This is a genomic window from Streptomyces sp. NPDC057543 (genome assembly GCF_042801895.1).
In the GTDB taxonomy this organism is placed as follows: domain Bacteria; phylum Actinomycetota; class Actinomycetes; order Streptomycetales; family Streptomycetaceae; genus Streptomyces.
Map to the genome: position 1 here is coordinate 1 of NZ_JBHVFF010000079.1, position 14,946 is coordinate 14,946.

Genomic DNA, 14,946 nt, shown 5'->3' on the forward strand with positions numbered 1-14,946 from the left:
GTACGCGTCCGCGTACCGGGGCCGTCGCATGCCGGAAGGCACGGGCCAACGGTGGCCGGAAGACGCCGACTGCGGTGGCCGGGAGGCGGGACGGGGTGTACCGCGGAGCGGACTGGTTTCCATCCTGGGGTGGACGTCAGGCAAGATGGGCGCCCGCGACGCCGTAGCGCAGAGAGGGCACGGCGCCGGTCACCGCCTTGATCTTCTACCAGAACCGGACGGCCCGCCAGTGGCGCTACCTGCCCCATGACCTGCCCGCCTGGTCGACGGTGTTCTATTACTTCACGCTGTGGCGCAAGGACGGGCTCGACCAGGGGATCCAGGAACTCCTGCGCTGCCAAGTGCGGGAGAAGGCCCGCCGATTAGAGGACCCGTCCCTCGTGGTCATCGACACCAGCGCCTGGAGAAGGCCCTGGTGGACCAGGGATTCAAGGACGAGGTCATCATCCACGGTGCACTGCTGGACATCACCGTCGAGGTCGTCCGCCGCAACCCGGAGGACCAAGGCAAAGGCTTCGTCCCACAGCCGAAAAGGTGGGTGGTCGAGCAGGTCAACGGCACGTTGATGCTGCACCGGCGCCTGGCCCGCGAATACGACCACCGGCCCGACAACGCCGCCTCGCGTGTCTACTGGGCCTCCACCGGCCGCCTTACCACACCCGCACCAGCCTGGCGCGATCAACTTCAGGTGGCAACGTGAACGTCGTCGAACTGATGGCGGACCTCCAGGCCCGCCACGACGAGGCCACCACTCGGGCCGGCGAACTGCGCTACCAGATCGAGCACCTGACGGCCGCCCTGGCCGAGACCGAGGCCCGTCTGACGGACCTCGTCACGACCCGGAAAGTCATCGCGGAACTCGTACCGACCGGAGGCGAACCCGAACCGCCCGAGTCGGCCAGCGCCTACCAGGCCATCCTGAGCGCCTTCAACAAGCACCCCGACCAGGCATTCCGAGTACGGGACCTGCACGAACTCCTCGGCATGCCCACCGACGACCCGGCCATGAATGTCTCCCGCAGCCGCCTCGGGCGCCTCACCCGCCAAGGCTTCCTCACCCAACCCGGACGAGGTCTCTACCAGAAACGGACTTAACGCCCTCTCACTCAGTCCGACCGACCGGGAGGTACTGCCGGAAACCCAAAGCAGGCAGCAGTGTCGACCTCGGGATCCCTTACAGAGGTCGCTCGCGGTCTCAGCCGCATTGGTGTCGAGGCTACGCAGCTAGTGGCCCGGAAATGTGGACTAACTGAATCTGCACCTGGACCTTGGGTCGGGGCGCCCGGACCCGCCTTGAACAGGCGCTGTGCCAGGCCGTATGGGACTGGCTGGCAGTTGCTGATCAGCCCAGATGAGTTTGCCGTCCGGGATGTGGCGGGTTCCCCATCGGCGGGACGCCGGACTGCCCGGGCTCGATCGGCTCCCGGTGGTGGGCGTGACGCCGGCCGCTCGTCGCGCACGAGGTCGGCGTCCATGTGGCCCGGCCGAGCAGGTGCTGCCACACCTCACGATGATCACCGGTGGCCGCAGCCGTCTCCCCACCGGGACCTCAGCGAGATCACATCTACCGCTGAAGTACTACCGTTGCGTCATGCGAACTCTCGACCATGCGCGTACGGCACTTGTCCTGATCGACCTGATGGAACGGATCGTCGGTCTGCCGCTGGAACCCCGCACGGGAGACGCGGTGGTCGACGCCGCCCTCACTCTGGCTGGTGAGAGCCGTGCCGTCGGCGCACCGGTCATTGCAGTCCGGGTTGAACGTCCGAACGTCACCGAACAGCCGCCTGGGAGTGAGCTGGTCGCGTCAGTCGCCGAACTCGCGGACGCGGTGGTTGTCAAGCGCACCATCGGCGGCTTCTACGGCACTGGCCTACACGAGCTGCTCCAGCAGCGCGGCGTCGATACCTTGGTGTTCGCGGGCATCGCGACAAACCTCGGCGTCGAATCCACCGCGCGGGCAGCCGCCGATCACGGCTACGACGTGGTGTTTGTCGAGGAAGGCATGGCCGCGCTGACGGCCGAGGAGCACGAGGCGGCCATCTCGCTGAACCTCCCCCGTTTCGGCGACGTAGTACGCCTCACCAACCTGAAGTGGAGTCAGAGGGCGAGCGAGTGCTCGAGGATGTGAGCCGGTTCGACGCGTTTCGGCTTCGGTGGTGACAGCGGCTCAGGCTACGGCGGGCAGGCCGGCGACGCCGGTGATCTGGTCCCAGATCGCGGAGCGGATGATCATCTCGGCGCGGTAGTTCGGGGCGGTGAGGAGGCGACGGCGGGGTCGGAAGTGGGGTGAGATGCCGCTGAACGCGGCCAGGAACCGTTGTGCGACACCCACCGATCGGAAGCCTTTCATCGCGCGCTCGCGTTGCTCGTCGGCTGGTGGGAGTTCTCGGCCCGGTTGTTCAGGCCCTTGTGCGAGCGGTGTTCGACCGACGGCATCTCGTGGCGGTGGGCGACGCCGTAGGAGGGGAGCTTGTCGGTGACGATCACCCGGGGCACCGACCGGGTCTTCTTCATCAGCTTCCGGAAGAAGCGCCTGGCCGCGGCCGCGTCCCGCCGGTTCTGCAGCAGGATGTCGAGCACGTTCCCGTGCTGGTCCACGGCCCGCCACAGGTACCGCTGCACGCCGTTGATTTTGACGAACACCTCGTCCAAGCGCCACTTGTCACGTGGGCCGACTCAGGAGAGCTCACGGGCCGGTACGAATGCCATAACGACAGTTGCTTTGGGTTTGGGGTCTACTTCGACGAAGGCGGCATGCTCGTTGACCCACCGACCCGCGCCAAGAGCCGTGACAGTGGCACCTGTCAGTGGTGTCAGTCCTCGCTCTCGGGTGGAACCAGCTACCTGCCCTATGAAGATGGCAGCAACTCACACGCTTACATCGTCTGCCCGTCCTGCAAGCAAGAGAACGTCCGGGACGGCTTCGGCGAGGATGACCAGTGCCGCATCAAGCAACGTTCGCCCCGTCAGGCAACCAGTGGATCACGTCGTCTCGCCGCGGTCGTCCGTCGATCATTCTGACGTCGTCCTCCCGGCCAGGAAGCGGGAGTTCGGCGTAGCTGGCTACGTGCCAAGATCTCGGAATGAATGAACTGAAGATTCATCCTCGCGCCGATGATCACATGCCGGGCTGCGCCGAGGCTCTCGCCACCGTTCACGCGGCAGATCGCTACCCAGTGGATTGGCCTGCCGATCCCGAAGGATGGCTGACTCCTCGAAGCATGCTCGCTGCTTGGGTGGCCGTAGACGGTTCGGAGATCCTGGGCCATGTGGTCCTAGCCCGTCCAGGGACGGCGCTTGCGACCGCTGTCGGGCTGCCCGCTCAGCGTCTGGTATCTGTCGCGCGGCTCTTCGTCAGCGCCTGTGCTCGCCGACGAGGGGTAGCGGCCAAGCTGCTGGACAAGGCGGTCGAAGAAGCGGTAGTCCACGGACTGAGGCCCGTTCTGGAAGTCGAGGCCGGTGCGACCGCGGCTATCAAGCTCTACGAGCGTGCCCGCTGGCGTTATGTCGGCAGTTTCTCGGCCGACTGGACCACGGCCGACGGCCGCGTCGCGCAGATGCGCTCGTATGTTGGCCCCTCCGAACGAGGTGGACGTTGCCTGATTCCTTGTTAACGGCGCCGCAACGCTCAGTGCTCCTCGCGGCGGCGTTAACAAGGAATGAGGTTCGCCGGGTTGGTCGTCGTGGCGGTTGGATGTGCGGTGATGTCCGATCCGACCGCTGGAGGCGCGGTGGCCGAGCCTGTCCGTGTGCGCAGACTGACCGACCAGGAGGGGCAGCGGCTGCAGCAGATCGTGCGCCGGGGCAGCACCAACTCGGTGCGCTATCGGCGCGCGATGATGCTGCTGGCCTCGGCCGGCGGGAAACGGGTGCCGGTGATCGCCCAGCTGGTGGCGGCCGACGAGGACACCGTGCGCGATGTGATCTACCGGTTCAACGAGATCGGCCTGGCCTGCCTGGACCCTCGGTGGGCGGGAGGCCGTCCCCGCCTGCTCAGCGATGACGACGAGGACTTCGTCGTCCAGACGGCCACCACCCGCCTGTGGGGCGTCGACCGCCGCAAGAAAGGTGCCGCGAACACGCTGGCCGCGCTCAAGTCGATCCGCGCCGCCCGGCTCGACGGCGCCCCCATCTACGTGATCCTGGACAACCTGTCCGCCCACAAAGGCACCGACATCCGCCGCTGGGCTACAAAGCACAAGGTCGAGCTGTGCTTCACCCCGACCTACGCCTCTTGGGCCAACCCCATCGAGGCCCACTTCGGACCGCTGAGGCAGTTCACCATCGCCAACTCCAACCACCCCAACCACACCGTGCAGACACGAGCCCTGCACGCCTATCTACGCTGGCGCAACGCCAACGCCCGCCACCGCGACGTCCTGGCCGCCGAACGCAAGGAACGCGCCCGCATCCGAAGCGAGAAGGGCATCCGTTGGGGCGGACGCCCCCTCAACACCGCAGCCTGACCAACCGCGAACTTACACAGCCACAGCGCATCATCGGTCCGCTCGTGGCCAAGCGCGGACGACCGAAGCGTTGTGAAGATGATCTCGGCTGGGCAGACCCGGAGCGCCGAACGGGGCCGGTTCAGGAGAAGGACGGCGCCAGAGGAGAATGACTCAGGAGGCGGACGGCTCGATCTCCCCCGCGAAGACGATGACCTGGTCGATGAGGCTCCGCCGCAGATGGACGACGTCCGTTCCCGCCAGGCGGGGGCCTCCATCCGGCGTCGTGAAGACCCACTGGTACCGGGCCCACTCGTCCGGCATGTCCACCGCCGAACAGCGCACCATCGTGCCGGTCCCCGCGGGGTGGCGCCGGATGTCCAGCACGAACCGCTCGACCGCCTCGATCCCCTCACTGCGGCCCAACGGTCCCCAGAAGACCACGTCCGAGGTTAGGGCCTGGGAGAGCAGCGCAGTCACATAGCTGTCGTCCGAGGCGTTGAACGCGGAGATGAACGTGTCGATCGCGGACCGCGCGGTCTCTTCCTGCATGCACCAGTAATACCACTCGCCTCGCGGACCGCGCTCGTCCCGTGAGCCGTCTCCCGACCCCACGGTGAACCATCCCGGTCACAGCACTAGCCGAAGGCTGCCGGCGGGAGACGAGGGCCCTCGTTGCCTCCTTCACGGGCGGGGAGCGGTATCGGTAGGCGGTGGCCGCGGCTTGTTGCCACACGGATCACGTTGTGCAGGGCCCCAATCAGGCCCGCCGCCAGGTTTCGCAGCTCTTCCGGCTCGGCCTCCTCGTCGCCGAGTACTTCTGACGCATGCTCCAAGAGCTTGGCTGCCATGCCGAGTTGTATCGCTTCGGTGCTGTCCGCCAGGCGGGACAGTGGCCGCTGTTGTCGTCGGTGCTCAGGAAGCTGGGTGTTCTGGAAGGCCGTGCGGGTTCCGGCACGTATGTCGCCGAACCTCGTCGGCGTGTCCGGGTGGTCCGTTCATCGGCACGCGAACAGCGTGACGATTCCCCGTTCCGTGCGGACATGCAGGCTGTGGGCAGGCAGGGGGACTGGGAGAGCCGGACCGAGGCCAAGGTCCCCGCTCCAGCGGAGATCGCGGCGCGGCTCGGTGTCGCCGAAGGCGACCTGTGCGTCCGTACCGTGTACGAGTTCCTGGCCGACGGTAAGCCGGCGCAGTTGTCGACGAGCTGGGAGCCGTACGACCTCACCGCCGGCACACTCGTCGTTCTCCCCGAGGGCGGGCCGCACGCCGGGGCGGGCGTCGTGAACCGTATGGCTGCGATCGGCATCATGGTCAGCCACGCTGTCGAGCAGCCGGAGCCGCGGCAGGCGACTGCCGAGGAGGCTTCGCTTCTCGGCATCCAGAAGGCAGCTCTCGTCACCCATATCAGGCGGACGTACTACAGCGACCAAGGCCGACCCGTGGAGACCGCGGATATCGTCGTGCCCGCCGCCTTGTGCGAGATCGTTTACGAGATTCCCACCGGGCGATAGCCCGAGGTGAAGGTCGGGCTCGATGAGTGGGCGACGTCCACCGAGTTGATCGTTCCTGGGCCGTCCCTGGGCCGTGCGAGGGTGCTCGGCAGTGATCGGCGGCGACAACCAGTGACAGATCAGCTACGAGCGGGGACAGCGAAGGGGCAGGTCACGGGTCCCTGATGAGACTGGTTTCCGTCCCGGGATGGACGTCAGGCAAGATGGGGTGTATCTGCCCACACATCGATAGCCGGACGGTTTCTCTTGGCTGAGTACATCTACACCATGCGCAAGACGCGCAAAGCGCACGGCGACAAGGTGATCCTCGATGACGTCACCCTGAACTTCCTGCCCGGCGCGAAGATCGGTGTCGTGGGCCCCAACGGCGCCGGTAAGTCCACGGTGCTGAAGATCATGGCGGGCCTGGAGCAGCCGTCCAACGGTGACGCGTTCCTGTCGCCCGGTTTCAGTGTCGGCATCCTCATGCAGGAGCCGCACCTCGACGAGGCGAAGACGGTCCTGGAGAACGTCCAGGACGGCGCCGCCGAGATCATGGGCAAGCTCAAGCGCTTCAACGAGGTCGCCGAGCTCATGGCGACCGACTACTCCGACGCGCTGATGGACGAGATGGGCAAGCTCCAGGAGGACCTGGACCACGCCAACGCGTGGGACCTGGACGCCCAGCTGGAGCAGGCCATGGACGCCCTGGGCTGCCCGCCCGGCGACTGGCCGGTCGTCAACCTCTCCGGTGGCGAGAAGCGCCGCGTCGCGCTCTGCAAGCTCCTCATCGAGGCCCCGGACCTGCTCCTCCTCGACGAGCCCACCAACCACCTCGACGCCGAGTCGGTGAACTGGCTGGAGCAGCACCTCTCCAAGTACACGGGCGCCGTGGTCGCGGTCACCCACGACCGTTACTTCCTGAACAACGTCGCCGAGTGGATCCTGGAGCTCGACCGCGGCCGCGCCCTGCCGTACGAAGGCAACTACTCCACGTACCTCGACAAGAAGGCCACCCGCCTCAAGGTCGAGGGCCGTAAGGACGAGAAGCGCGCCAAGCGGCTCAAGGAAGAGCTGGAGTGGGTCCGCTCCAACGCGAAGGGCCGGCAGACCAAGTCCAAGGCGCGTCTCGCCCGTTACGAGGAGATGGCGGCCGAGGCGGACAAGATGCGGAAGCTGGACTTCGAGGAGATCCAGATTCCGCCGGGCCCGCGGCTCGGTTCCATCGTCGTCGAGGTCGAGAACCTCTCGAAGGCCTTCGGCGACAAGGTCCTCATCGACGACCTGTCGTTCACGCTGCCGCGCAACGGCATCGTCGGCGTCATCGGTCCGAACGGCGCGGGCAAGACCACGCTGTTCAAGATGATCCAGGGCCTGGAGACCCCGGACACCGGCTCGGTCAAGATCGGTGACACGGTCAAGATCTCCTACGTCGACCAGTCCCGCGCGAACATCGACCCGAAGAAGACCCTCTGGGCCGTCGTCTCGGACGAGCTGGACTACATCAACGTCGGCCAGGTCGAGATGCCCTCGCGGGCGTACGTCTCCGCGTTCGGCTTCAAGGGCCCGGACCAGCAGAAGCCGGCCGGCGTCCTGTCCGGTGGTGAGCGCAACCGCCTCAACTTGGCGCTGACGCTCAAGGAGGGCGGCAACCTGCTGCTCCTCGACGAGCCCACCAACGACCTCGATGTCGAGACCCTGTCCTCGCTGGAGAACGCCCTCCTGGAGTTCCCGGGCGCCGCTGTGGTCATCTCCCACGACCGCTGGTTCCTGGACCGCGTCGCCACGCACATCCTGGCGTACGAGGGTGACTCCAAGTGGTACTGGTTCGAGGGCAACTTCGAGTCGTACGAGAAGAACAAGGTCGACCGCCTCGGCGCCGACGCGGCCCGCCCGCACCGTGCCACGTACAAGAAGCTCACGCGAGGCTGATCGTCTTGGCACGCCACATCTACAACTGCCCGCTGCGCTGGTCGGACATGGACGCCTTCGGCCACGTCAACAACGTGGTCTTCCTCCGCTATCTGGAGGAGGCGCGCATCGACTTCATGTTCCGGCTGGCGCCGGGGGACGGTTCGCCGTCCTTCTCGGGCGGGTCCGTCGTGGCCCGGCACGAGATCGACTACGTGCGTCCGCTGGTCCACCGGCACGAGCCGGTGACCGTCGAGTCCTGGGTCACGAAGATCGGCGCGGCGTCGCTGACGATCGCGTACGAGATCAAGGACCCGGACCAGGTGTACGTCCGGGCGTCGACCGTCGTCGTGCCGTACAACCTGGCCGAGGAGCGGCCCCGGCGGATCTCCGCCGAGGAGAAGCTCTTCCTCCAGCAGTACCTGGCCGAGGAGCCCGCCGCAGCATGACGGTGCCCGTACGGTCGCTGGAGTTCGCCGACGCGAGGGAGGCCGCGGATCTCGCGGCCTTCCTCGGCCGGCTGCTCCACTACGACCGGGCCGCGGCGGTGCGGATGCAGGCGGGCGGCGGTGCGCTGGCCGTGTTCGGCCGGCCGCCGTCGTTCGAGGTCCTGGCGATCCGGGCGGCGCAACTGGCCGGATCGCACGACTTCGACGTCACGGTGTCCGCCGGTGAACTCCTCGAATCCCTCGACGTCGAGGGCGCGGCGGCAGCCGGTTCGGGCGCCCTGCCCGCACCCGTGACCGGGCCGCCGTGGACGGGTGTCCTCCCGCCCCGCGGCGGCTGGCGCGAACTGCCGGGCCTGCCCGGTCCGGTCACCCTGCGCACGGCGGTCACCGCGGCAGTGGCGGAGTTCCGCTCCCGCGACGAGGCGCTGCCCGAGGAGCGCCGTACCCGGGCGGTGCGGGACGTGATCGGACGCGAGATCTGGTCACGCGCGGTCGGACGCACCGAACTTCCGTTGCGGGCCGTCCACGCCGCCCAGTCCCTCGGCTTCCTCCGCCCGTCGCCCGACTTCCCGGTCGCCCTTCTCGCGGCCGGATCCTGGCTGCGGCTGCGCACCCCGTTCGGCTCGATCGCCCTGCGCGGCCCGGGTACCGGGCTCGGCACGCTCGCCGTGTCGGTGGGCGCGGGCTGAGCAGGACCGCGCACCGGGCCGGCCGAACCGCCGGCCCTTGTACCGGCCGTGATCAGCCCCCGCCGCCCGCCGCACCGTGTGCCGTGAGCGGCCGGAACGAGACCTCAGCCCTCGGTGTTCACCATCGAGGCGGCGGCATACGTGAGGTAGTCCCACAACTGCCGCTCGTGCTCCGGCGCCAGGCCGAGTTCGTCGAGGGCGACCCGCATGTGGCTCAGCCACGCGTCGTGCGCCGCCCGGTCCACCTGGAACGGGACGTGCCGCATCCGCAGCCGCGGATGTCCGCGCTGCTCGCTGTAGGTACGGGGCCCGCCCCAGTACTGCGTGAGGAACAGCCTGAACCGCTCCTCGGCCGGGCCCAGATCCTCCTCGGGGTACATCGGCCGGAGCAGCGGGTCCTCTGCTACCCCCTGGTAGAAGCGGTGCACCAGGCGTCGGAAAGTCTCCTCGCCGCCGACCTGCTCGTAGAAGGTCTGCTCCTGCAGCGTGTCGCGCGGAATCTCAGTCACCCGTCCATCGTCGCAGACGCACCGGCCGAGGTCCCGAGTCCTAGGACTCCTGACCTCGGACTCCGGCCACGGGGCCTCTGCCGTCGGACCTCCGCCGCCGGACCCCGCCACCGGAACCCGCCATCGGATCCCGGCCCGGTTCCTGGCCCTGGCGTCCCGGGCGCAGGAAAGTGGAGGTATGGACGACGCACGCCCGGATCCCTTCGCCGAGGCCGCCGCCGAGGAGCGGCGGGCGATGGTGCGCGGGATCGTGGCCGGCGGGGGTCTGACCGACCCGGCATGGCGGGCCGCGTTCGAGGAGGTGCCGCGGCATCTGTTCGTGCCGTACTACTACGTCGGCGGCGGAACGGACCGCCTGTGGTGCGAGGACCCCGACCCGATCAGGCGGGCCCAGTGGCTGGGCGGGGCGTACGCGGACGGGGCCGTGGCCACCCGGATCCGGGACGGTGAGCTGATCTCCTCGTGCAGCCAGCCGTCGCTGATGGCCCGGATGCTCGACGAGCTGGACGTACGGGACGGGCAGCGGGTCCTGGAGATCGGCGCGGGCAGCGGCTACAACGCGGCGCTGCTCTCGCACCGGCTCGGCGACGACGCCGTGACCACCGTCGACCTCGACCCGGAGATCACCGAATCCGCCCGCCGGCATCTGGCGGCGGCCGGATACCGCCCGGCGGTGATCACCGGGGACGGGACACGGGGCTGGCCCCCGCGCGGCCCGTACCACCGGATCATCGCGACCTGCACCCTGCCGTGCGTACCGCAGGCCTGGCTGGACCAGTGCGTGACGGACGCGCGGATACTGGCGCCGTTCGCCACCGGACTGATCGCGCTTCGGGTGAGCGAAGGGGAACACGGAAGGTACGCCGAGGGCCGGTTCCTGCACACGCCCGCGTACTTCGTACCGCTGCGCGGCACACTGCCGCAGCCGGCGCGGCGCCCACACCTCGGCACCCTGCCCAGGCGCGTCAGCGAGAACCAGCTCTTCCGGTTCATGCTGACGCTGACCGGGGCCACCCTCGACCCGCGCGAGGCCCTCTCCCTGTGGCAGCGCGAGCGCCGTCCCGAACGGGAGAGGTTCGGCATCACGGTCCAGTACGGGCGGCAGTGGGCCTGGCTGGACGACCCCGAGGGGCCGTACGTCTGGCCGCTGCCCAGCGGGTAGCGCGGCCGGTCCGCGGTCAGTCCCGGCGGATCGTGATCGTCGTCCACGCCCCGACATGCACCTGGTCGCCGTCCTGGAGCGGCACGGGGACGTACGGCTGGATCGGATCCTCGGCGCCGTTGAGCGTGGTGCCGTTGGTGGAGTTCTGGTCGACCACGGCCCAGCCGCCGTCCGGCTGCTGCACCAGCACCGCGTGCTGATGCGAGACGCCCGGGTCCTCCGGCGGCACGGACAGATCGATGTCCGGGGATTCGCCGGTGCTCTGCCTGCGGCGGCCGATGGTGATCTGGTTGCCCGTCAGCGGAAGCTGCTGCTCCGGGGAGTACGCGGGCAGGTTGAGCCCGGTCGCCTCGGGGCCGCTGCGCTGCATCATCGCCAGGAAGTACTCACGGTCCGGGGCGATGACCGCGGTCCAGCTCGCGGGCGGCTGCGTCTGGCCCGGGAACTGCGGTTGTTGCTGCTGTGGGGCCGGCGGCTGCGGGGCCTGGGTCCGGGACGGCGGCGACAGCATCCAGTCGTCGTCGCCGGACTGCGGCGGCTGCGACTGCTGCGGCGCAGGAGGGGCGGGCGGGGCGGTCGGACCGGGCCGCCCGAACGCGGGCGGCGCCGACTGCTGCTGGAACGGCGGCGGTGCGGACTGCTGCTGGAACGGCGGAGGCGGCGTCGACTGCTGCTGGAAGGCAGACGGCGGCCCCTGCTGCTGGAACGGCTGCGGCGGCTGCGGCGACTGCGGCGACTGGGGCCCCGGAGCCGGAGGCGGGGGCGGCCCGGGGCGGCTGTCCCGGTCGGGGGAGAGCGGCTCGGCCGGGCGGTTCACCTGCGAGGGGCGCGAGCTCTGGTACTCGAACGGGTCGCGCTGCTGCTGGGGGCTCGGCGGCTGCTGCGCCTGGAAGCCCGGCGGCAGGTTGAGGCCCGGCGGAGGGCCGGGAACGCCGTGCGGCGCCAGCGGCGTGTACGACGTCGCGGTGTTCGTGAGGAAGTTCCAGCGGCATTCCTCGCAGAACGGCGCCATCGCCTCACGTGGCGTGCGGCACTGCGGGCAGAGCTCGGCCTGCTGGGTCGCGTCCGGGCCGGGGCCCTGCGGGTAGCCGTAACCGGGAGCGGGGGGCGGGGGAGGCGGCGGGGGGACTGCACCCGCAGGCGCGCCCGCCCCGGTCATGCGATGTCCGCAGACCTCGCACCAGTCATCGGAACCCGACTGGTGTCCGTTCGGGCAGGTCGGCATGTCGGCGCTTCCCCCTCTCCTCGTCCGGCCCCGGGGGGCCGTGAATTTCTGCTGCTCTTCGCCACCCGGCACCGGATCGCTCCGGCCGGACGGCCCGACTCTGTGTGGCTATTTCTTGACGCGCACGGTCTTGGTGGAGCGGGTTTCGAGTGTCATCGAGTCCGCTTCCGCGACCTTCGCCTTCAGTCGCACAGTACCGGTCGCCGCGTCGACGACGTCCACCACCTTCGAAAGCAGTTTCGCAGTTTCCTCGTTCCCGGACGCCGATGCCAGCTGCACCGCACGGCCCAGTTTCGCGGTCGCGCCGTCGAAGTCTCCCGACTTGCGGGCATCGAGCCCCTGCTGGATGACTTGTGCCAGTTCCGCCTGACCCGTGTAGTGCGCGACCTGCGGGTTTATCGAGGTGGACGCCACCATGTCCTCCGTCCACACCGCCCGTACCAGGCCCTGCGAAAGCGTCTGCGGCGCGCCGCCCGCCGGGTCGGGAAGGATCAGCGAGACCCGGGACGCCAGCATCTCCTGCCCGATCCCGGCCTCCGGCACCTGTACGCACACGTGGTAGTCGCGGGACTCGTCGCCCCAGGAGCCCGTGGGGTAGTCACCGGCGCGGGGGCCCGCCGTGGTGCGGCGTCCGGTCAGATCGACGACCGTCGGTGCGACCTGCTTCACGAACTTGATCTCGACCCCGACGGGCGTCCAGAGCCGCAGTGCGACATCCGCGACCTCCTTGCCCATCGCGTTCTCCATCATCTGCGTGAAGTCCGCGGCCAGTCCCGCCGGGTCGGCGACGATGTCGGCCGTGCCGAGCAGCGCGGCGGCGACGGCTGTGACCTCTTTCACCTCCCAGTCGGTGCCGACACCGCGGGCATCACAGGTGAAGCGGCCCGCGCAGGATTCCAGCGCGGCCCGCAGGTCCTCCGGCGCCTCGTGCTCGTTGCGGCCGTCGGTGAGCAGGATGCCGTGCCGGATCTCGACATCGGCGGCGCCGAGCAGCCGGTCGGCCAGCCGCAGCCAGGTGCCGATCGCCGTACCGCCGCCGGCGCTGAGCGCGCGCAGCGCCTCCTTCGCCCGGGCCTTCGTCCGCGCGTCGGCCACGGCCAGCCGCCCGTTGCCCGGGTAGACCTCCTTGGCGACGTGCGTGCCGCCGACCACGGCGAACGAGGTGCCCTCGCGCAGGGTGTCGATCGCGGCGGCCGTCGCGTCGCGGGCATGGCGCATCTTCGTCGGCGGATAGTCCATCGAACCGGAGCAGTCGACCATGATCACCACGGCGGCGCCCGGCGCCTGACCGGGCACGCGCGAAGGCGCCGCAGCCGCACCGGACAGCGGGACACCGCCGGTGGTGCCTCCTCCGGTCGAGGTGACCGTGACGATGGCGTTGACCTCGCGACCGCCCTCCGGCAGATATTCGTTCTGGTACACCTCGACGGAGAACTGCGGCACGTTCGACTTGGAGAAGTTGGCCATCTGATCGGCTCCTTGAGACTCCAGGTGTCAGATGAAGACAGCTGTGAGGGAAGAAAAGCGGGCGAAGGCGCTGAGTGCGGCGAAGGCGGGTGAGCACGGGCGGCGGCGCCGGGACGGGGTGGGCGGAGTGGGTTGGAATGCGCGGAGCCGGTGGAACAGGGGGAGTGGGCGGAACGGGGGCGCGGAGTGCGTGGATGGGTGGGCGGAATCGGAATCAAGCGTTACGGAACGGGACTCATGTGTCGCCGCACGCCGATCCTGCCCCCTGCGGCGGTACCGCGAACGGCAGGAGGGCCACTGTTACGTTGTCGTGGCCCCCACCGTCGAGCGCGTGACCCACCAGCACCTGGGCGCCGTGCAGCGGCCGCAGGTGCGCGTCGGCCGGCACCGCCGCGGCCATCTCGGCCGCCGACTCCGCGTAATTCCACAGGCCGTCCGTGCACACCACCACGAGACCGGACCGGTCCGGTTTGAAGGACGCGGTGTGGGGCTCCAGTTCGTACGCGTCGGCGCCGAGCCACCCCGTGATGGCGTGGGCGCGCTCGTCCGCGTACGCCTCGGCCTCGTTCATCAGGCCCGCCGCCACCATCTGTGCGGCCCAGGAGTCGTCCTCGGTCAGCCGGGCGGGCGGGTTGCTGCGGTCGTCGGGCACCCAGTAGACGCGGCTGTCGCCGACCCAGCCGACGACCAGCAGGCCGCCCGCCATGACCGCGCCGACCAGCGTGCACGCCGGGGCGTTCTGGTGGCGGTGCGGATCGTGCTCCATGGCACTGCCGGGCTCCTGGGCCAGGGAGTTGACCGACTCGGCGGCGGCGACGATCGCCTCATGCATCGCCTGCTGCGGATGGGTGCCGCGCGGCAGCGACTCCAGAAGCGTTTCGTTGGCGGCGCTCGCGGCGGCCGCCGAAGCCTCGTCGGGGCGGCTCGCCGAGGAGACACCGTCGCAGACGATCGCGACGACGGCCGGCGAACCGTCGGGCAGGGCGGTGGTCGACACCGCGAACGAGTCCTCGTTGCGGTGGTGGCGCAGGCCCCGGTCGCTGACGGCGGCCACCGATTCGAGCTCCTGCTCCATGTGGTCGCGCTCGCGCGGCTGGGCGTGACCGCAGTTCTCGCAGTAGCCGTCGGTGTCGACCCGGCCGGCCCGGCAGGCCACACACAGCTTGGTGCCGGCCGGCGGCGTGGCGGACAGCTCGGCGGCGGGGCTACGAGGATCGGGTGCGGGCGCCGATGCCCCGGCCGGCGGCGCGGACGCGGCCGTGACCTCGGGCGTGGCCCCGGGCGTGGCCTCTTGTACGGCCCCAGGCGCGGCCAGCTCGAAGTCGCCCGATCTGCCCGGCCCACCTGACCCGCCCGGTCCGCCCGGTTCGTCGAACCGGACCGCTGCCGGGTGTTCCGCGGGAGTCCGGGCGGCGGACGCCGCGCCGTTCTCCGCAGGCACGGTCATGGCGATCGTCGGGCGGTCCCGCGGCGGTTCGGGCACGGCCGACAGGTCGTACCCGCACGCACCGCAGAACAGGTCCCCGGGCTCCAGTGGCTCCTCGCAGCCGGGGCACTTCGACAAGACCGTCTCCTGGGGCTTCTGCGACATTT

The 14,946-nt window shown here is 69.5% G+C and carries 14 protein-coding genes and 2 pseudogenes; 10 read left to right on the forward strand and 6 right to left on the reverse strand.

Annotated features, from left to right (window positions below):
* Positions 1-188 precede the first annotated feature (188 nt).
* The 3 genes and pseudogenes from ACFU8Q_RS15975 to ACFU8Q_RS15985 all read left to right on the forward strand — a co-directional run.
* Positions 189-700, forward strand: a pseudogene (locus tag ACFU8Q_RS15975) (transposase); the annotation flags it as partial.
* On the forward strand, positions 697-1,095 hold the full coding sequence (locus ACFU8Q_RS15980; protein WP_384453457.1) for a hypothetical protein: 399 nt from the start codon (positions 697-699) through the stop codon (positions 1,093-1,095). The pseudogene ACFU8Q_RS15975 and the gene ACFU8Q_RS15980, both read left to right, overlap by 4 nt.
* A 496-nt stretch (positions 1,096-1,591) precedes the next feature.
* Complete coding sequence (locus tag ACFU8Q_RS15985) at positions 1,592-2,131, forward strand: isochorismatase family protein (RefSeq protein ID WP_384453460.1); 540 nt, start codon at positions 1,592-1,594, stop codon at positions 2,129-2,131.
* A 39-nt stretch (positions 2,132-2,170) separates the two neighbouring features.
* Here ACFU8Q_RS15985 and ACFU8Q_RS15990 read toward each other — a convergent pair.
* Positions 2,171-2,673, reverse strand: a pseudogene (locus tag ACFU8Q_RS15990) (IS6 family transposase); the annotation flags it as partial.
* Positions 2,674-3,086: 413 nt separating this feature from the next.
* Between ACFU8Q_RS15990 and ACFU8Q_RS15995 the strand changes: the two are divergent.
* Complete coding sequence (locus tag ACFU8Q_RS15995) at positions 3,087-3,617, forward strand: GNAT family N-acetyltransferase (protein ID WP_384453463.1); 531 nt, start codon at positions 3,087-3,089, stop codon at positions 3,615-3,617.
* A 117-nt stretch (positions 3,618-3,734) separates the two neighbouring features.
* The gene (locus tag ACFU8Q_RS16000) at positions 3,735-4,469 is read left to right on the forward strand and encodes a helix-turn-helix domain-containing protein (RefSeq protein ID WP_384453466.1); all 735 of its coding nucleotides are present in this window, start codon (positions 3,735-3,737) and stop codon (positions 4,467-4,469) included.
* A gap of 153 nt (positions 4,470-4,622) precedes the next feature.
* Here the strand turns inward: ACFU8Q_RS16000 and ACFU8Q_RS16005 are convergent, their stop codons facing one another.
* Positions 4,623-5,000 carry a nuclear transport factor 2 family protein gene (locus tag ACFU8Q_RS16005; protein ID WP_024757633.1) on the reverse strand — a complete coding sequence of 126 codons (378 nt, stop codon included), beginning with the start codon at positions 4,998-5,000 and terminating at the stop codon, positions 4,623-4,625.
* Between the two features lie 347 nt (positions 5,001-5,347).
* Here ACFU8Q_RS16005 and ACFU8Q_RS16010 point away from each other — a divergent pair, with 347 nt between their 5' ends.
* From ACFU8Q_RS16010 to ACFU8Q_RS16025, 4 genes are all read left to right on the forward strand, one after another.
* Entirely contained in the window at positions 5,348-5,962 is a 615-nt protein-coding gene (locus ACFU8Q_RS16010; protein WP_384453514.1) for a GntR family transcriptional regulator, read from the forward strand.
* A 246-nt stretch (positions 5,963-6,208) separates the two neighbouring features.
* The gene (ettA, locus tag ACFU8Q_RS16015) at positions 6,209-7,873 is read left to right on the forward strand and encodes an energy-dependent translational throttle protein EttA (RefSeq protein ID WP_384453469.1); all 1,665 of its coding nucleotides are present in this window, start codon (positions 6,209-6,211) and stop codon (positions 7,871-7,873) included.
* A gap of 5 nt (positions 7,874-7,878) precedes the next feature.
* Positions 7,879-8,301, forward strand: coding sequence for a thioesterase family protein (locus ACFU8Q_RS16020; RefSeq protein WP_266361441.1), 423 nt, complete (start codon positions 7,879-7,881; stop codon positions 8,299-8,301).
* Positions 8,298-8,990 carry a hypothetical protein gene (locus ACFU8Q_RS16025; protein ID WP_384453472.1) on the forward strand — a complete coding sequence of 231 codons (693 nt, stop codon included), beginning with the start codon at positions 8,298-8,300 and terminating at the stop codon, positions 8,988-8,990. The genes ACFU8Q_RS16020 and ACFU8Q_RS16025 overlap by 4 nt, the downstream gene beginning before the upstream one ends.
* Positions 8,991-9,094: 104 nt before the next feature.
* Here the strand turns inward: ACFU8Q_RS16025 and ACFU8Q_RS16030 are convergent, their stop codons facing one another.
* The gene (locus ACFU8Q_RS16030; RefSeq protein ID WP_384453474.1) at positions 9,095-9,499 is read right to left on the reverse strand and encodes a globin; all 405 of its coding nucleotides are present in this window, start codon (positions 9,497-9,499) and stop codon (positions 9,095-9,097) included.
* Between the two features lie 178 nt (positions 9,500-9,677).
* On the opposite strand from ACFU8Q_RS16030, the gene ACFU8Q_RS16035 reads away from it, so the two are divergent.
* Complete coding sequence (locus ACFU8Q_RS16035; RefSeq protein ID WP_384453477.1) at positions 9,678-10,661, forward strand: methyltransferase domain-containing protein; 984 nt, start codon at positions 9,678-9,680, stop codon at positions 10,659-10,661.
* Positions 10,662-10,677: 16 nt separating this feature from the next.
* On the opposite strand, the gene ACFU8Q_RS16040 is transcribed toward ACFU8Q_RS16035, so the two are convergent.
* The 3 genes from ACFU8Q_RS16040 to ACFU8Q_RS16050 form a co-directional block, all read right to left on the reverse strand.
* Entirely contained in the window at positions 10,678-11,886 is a 1,209-nt protein-coding gene (locus ACFU8Q_RS16040; RefSeq protein WP_384453480.1) for an FHA domain-containing protein, read from the reverse strand.
* 108 nt (positions 11,887-11,994) lie between these two features.
* Positions 11,995-13,353 carry a VWA domain-containing protein gene (locus ACFU8Q_RS16045; protein WP_384453483.1) on the reverse strand — a complete coding sequence of 453 codons (1,359 nt, stop codon included), beginning with the start codon at positions 13,351-13,353 and terminating at the stop codon, positions 11,995-11,997.
* 235 nt (positions 13,354-13,588) lie between these two features.
* Positions 13,589-14,944, reverse strand: coding sequence for a protein phosphatase 2C domain-containing protein (locus tag ACFU8Q_RS16050; protein WP_384453486.1), 1,356 nt, complete (start codon positions 14,942-14,944; stop codon positions 13,589-13,591).
* Between the last annotated feature and the right edge of the window lie 2 nt (positions 14,945-14,946).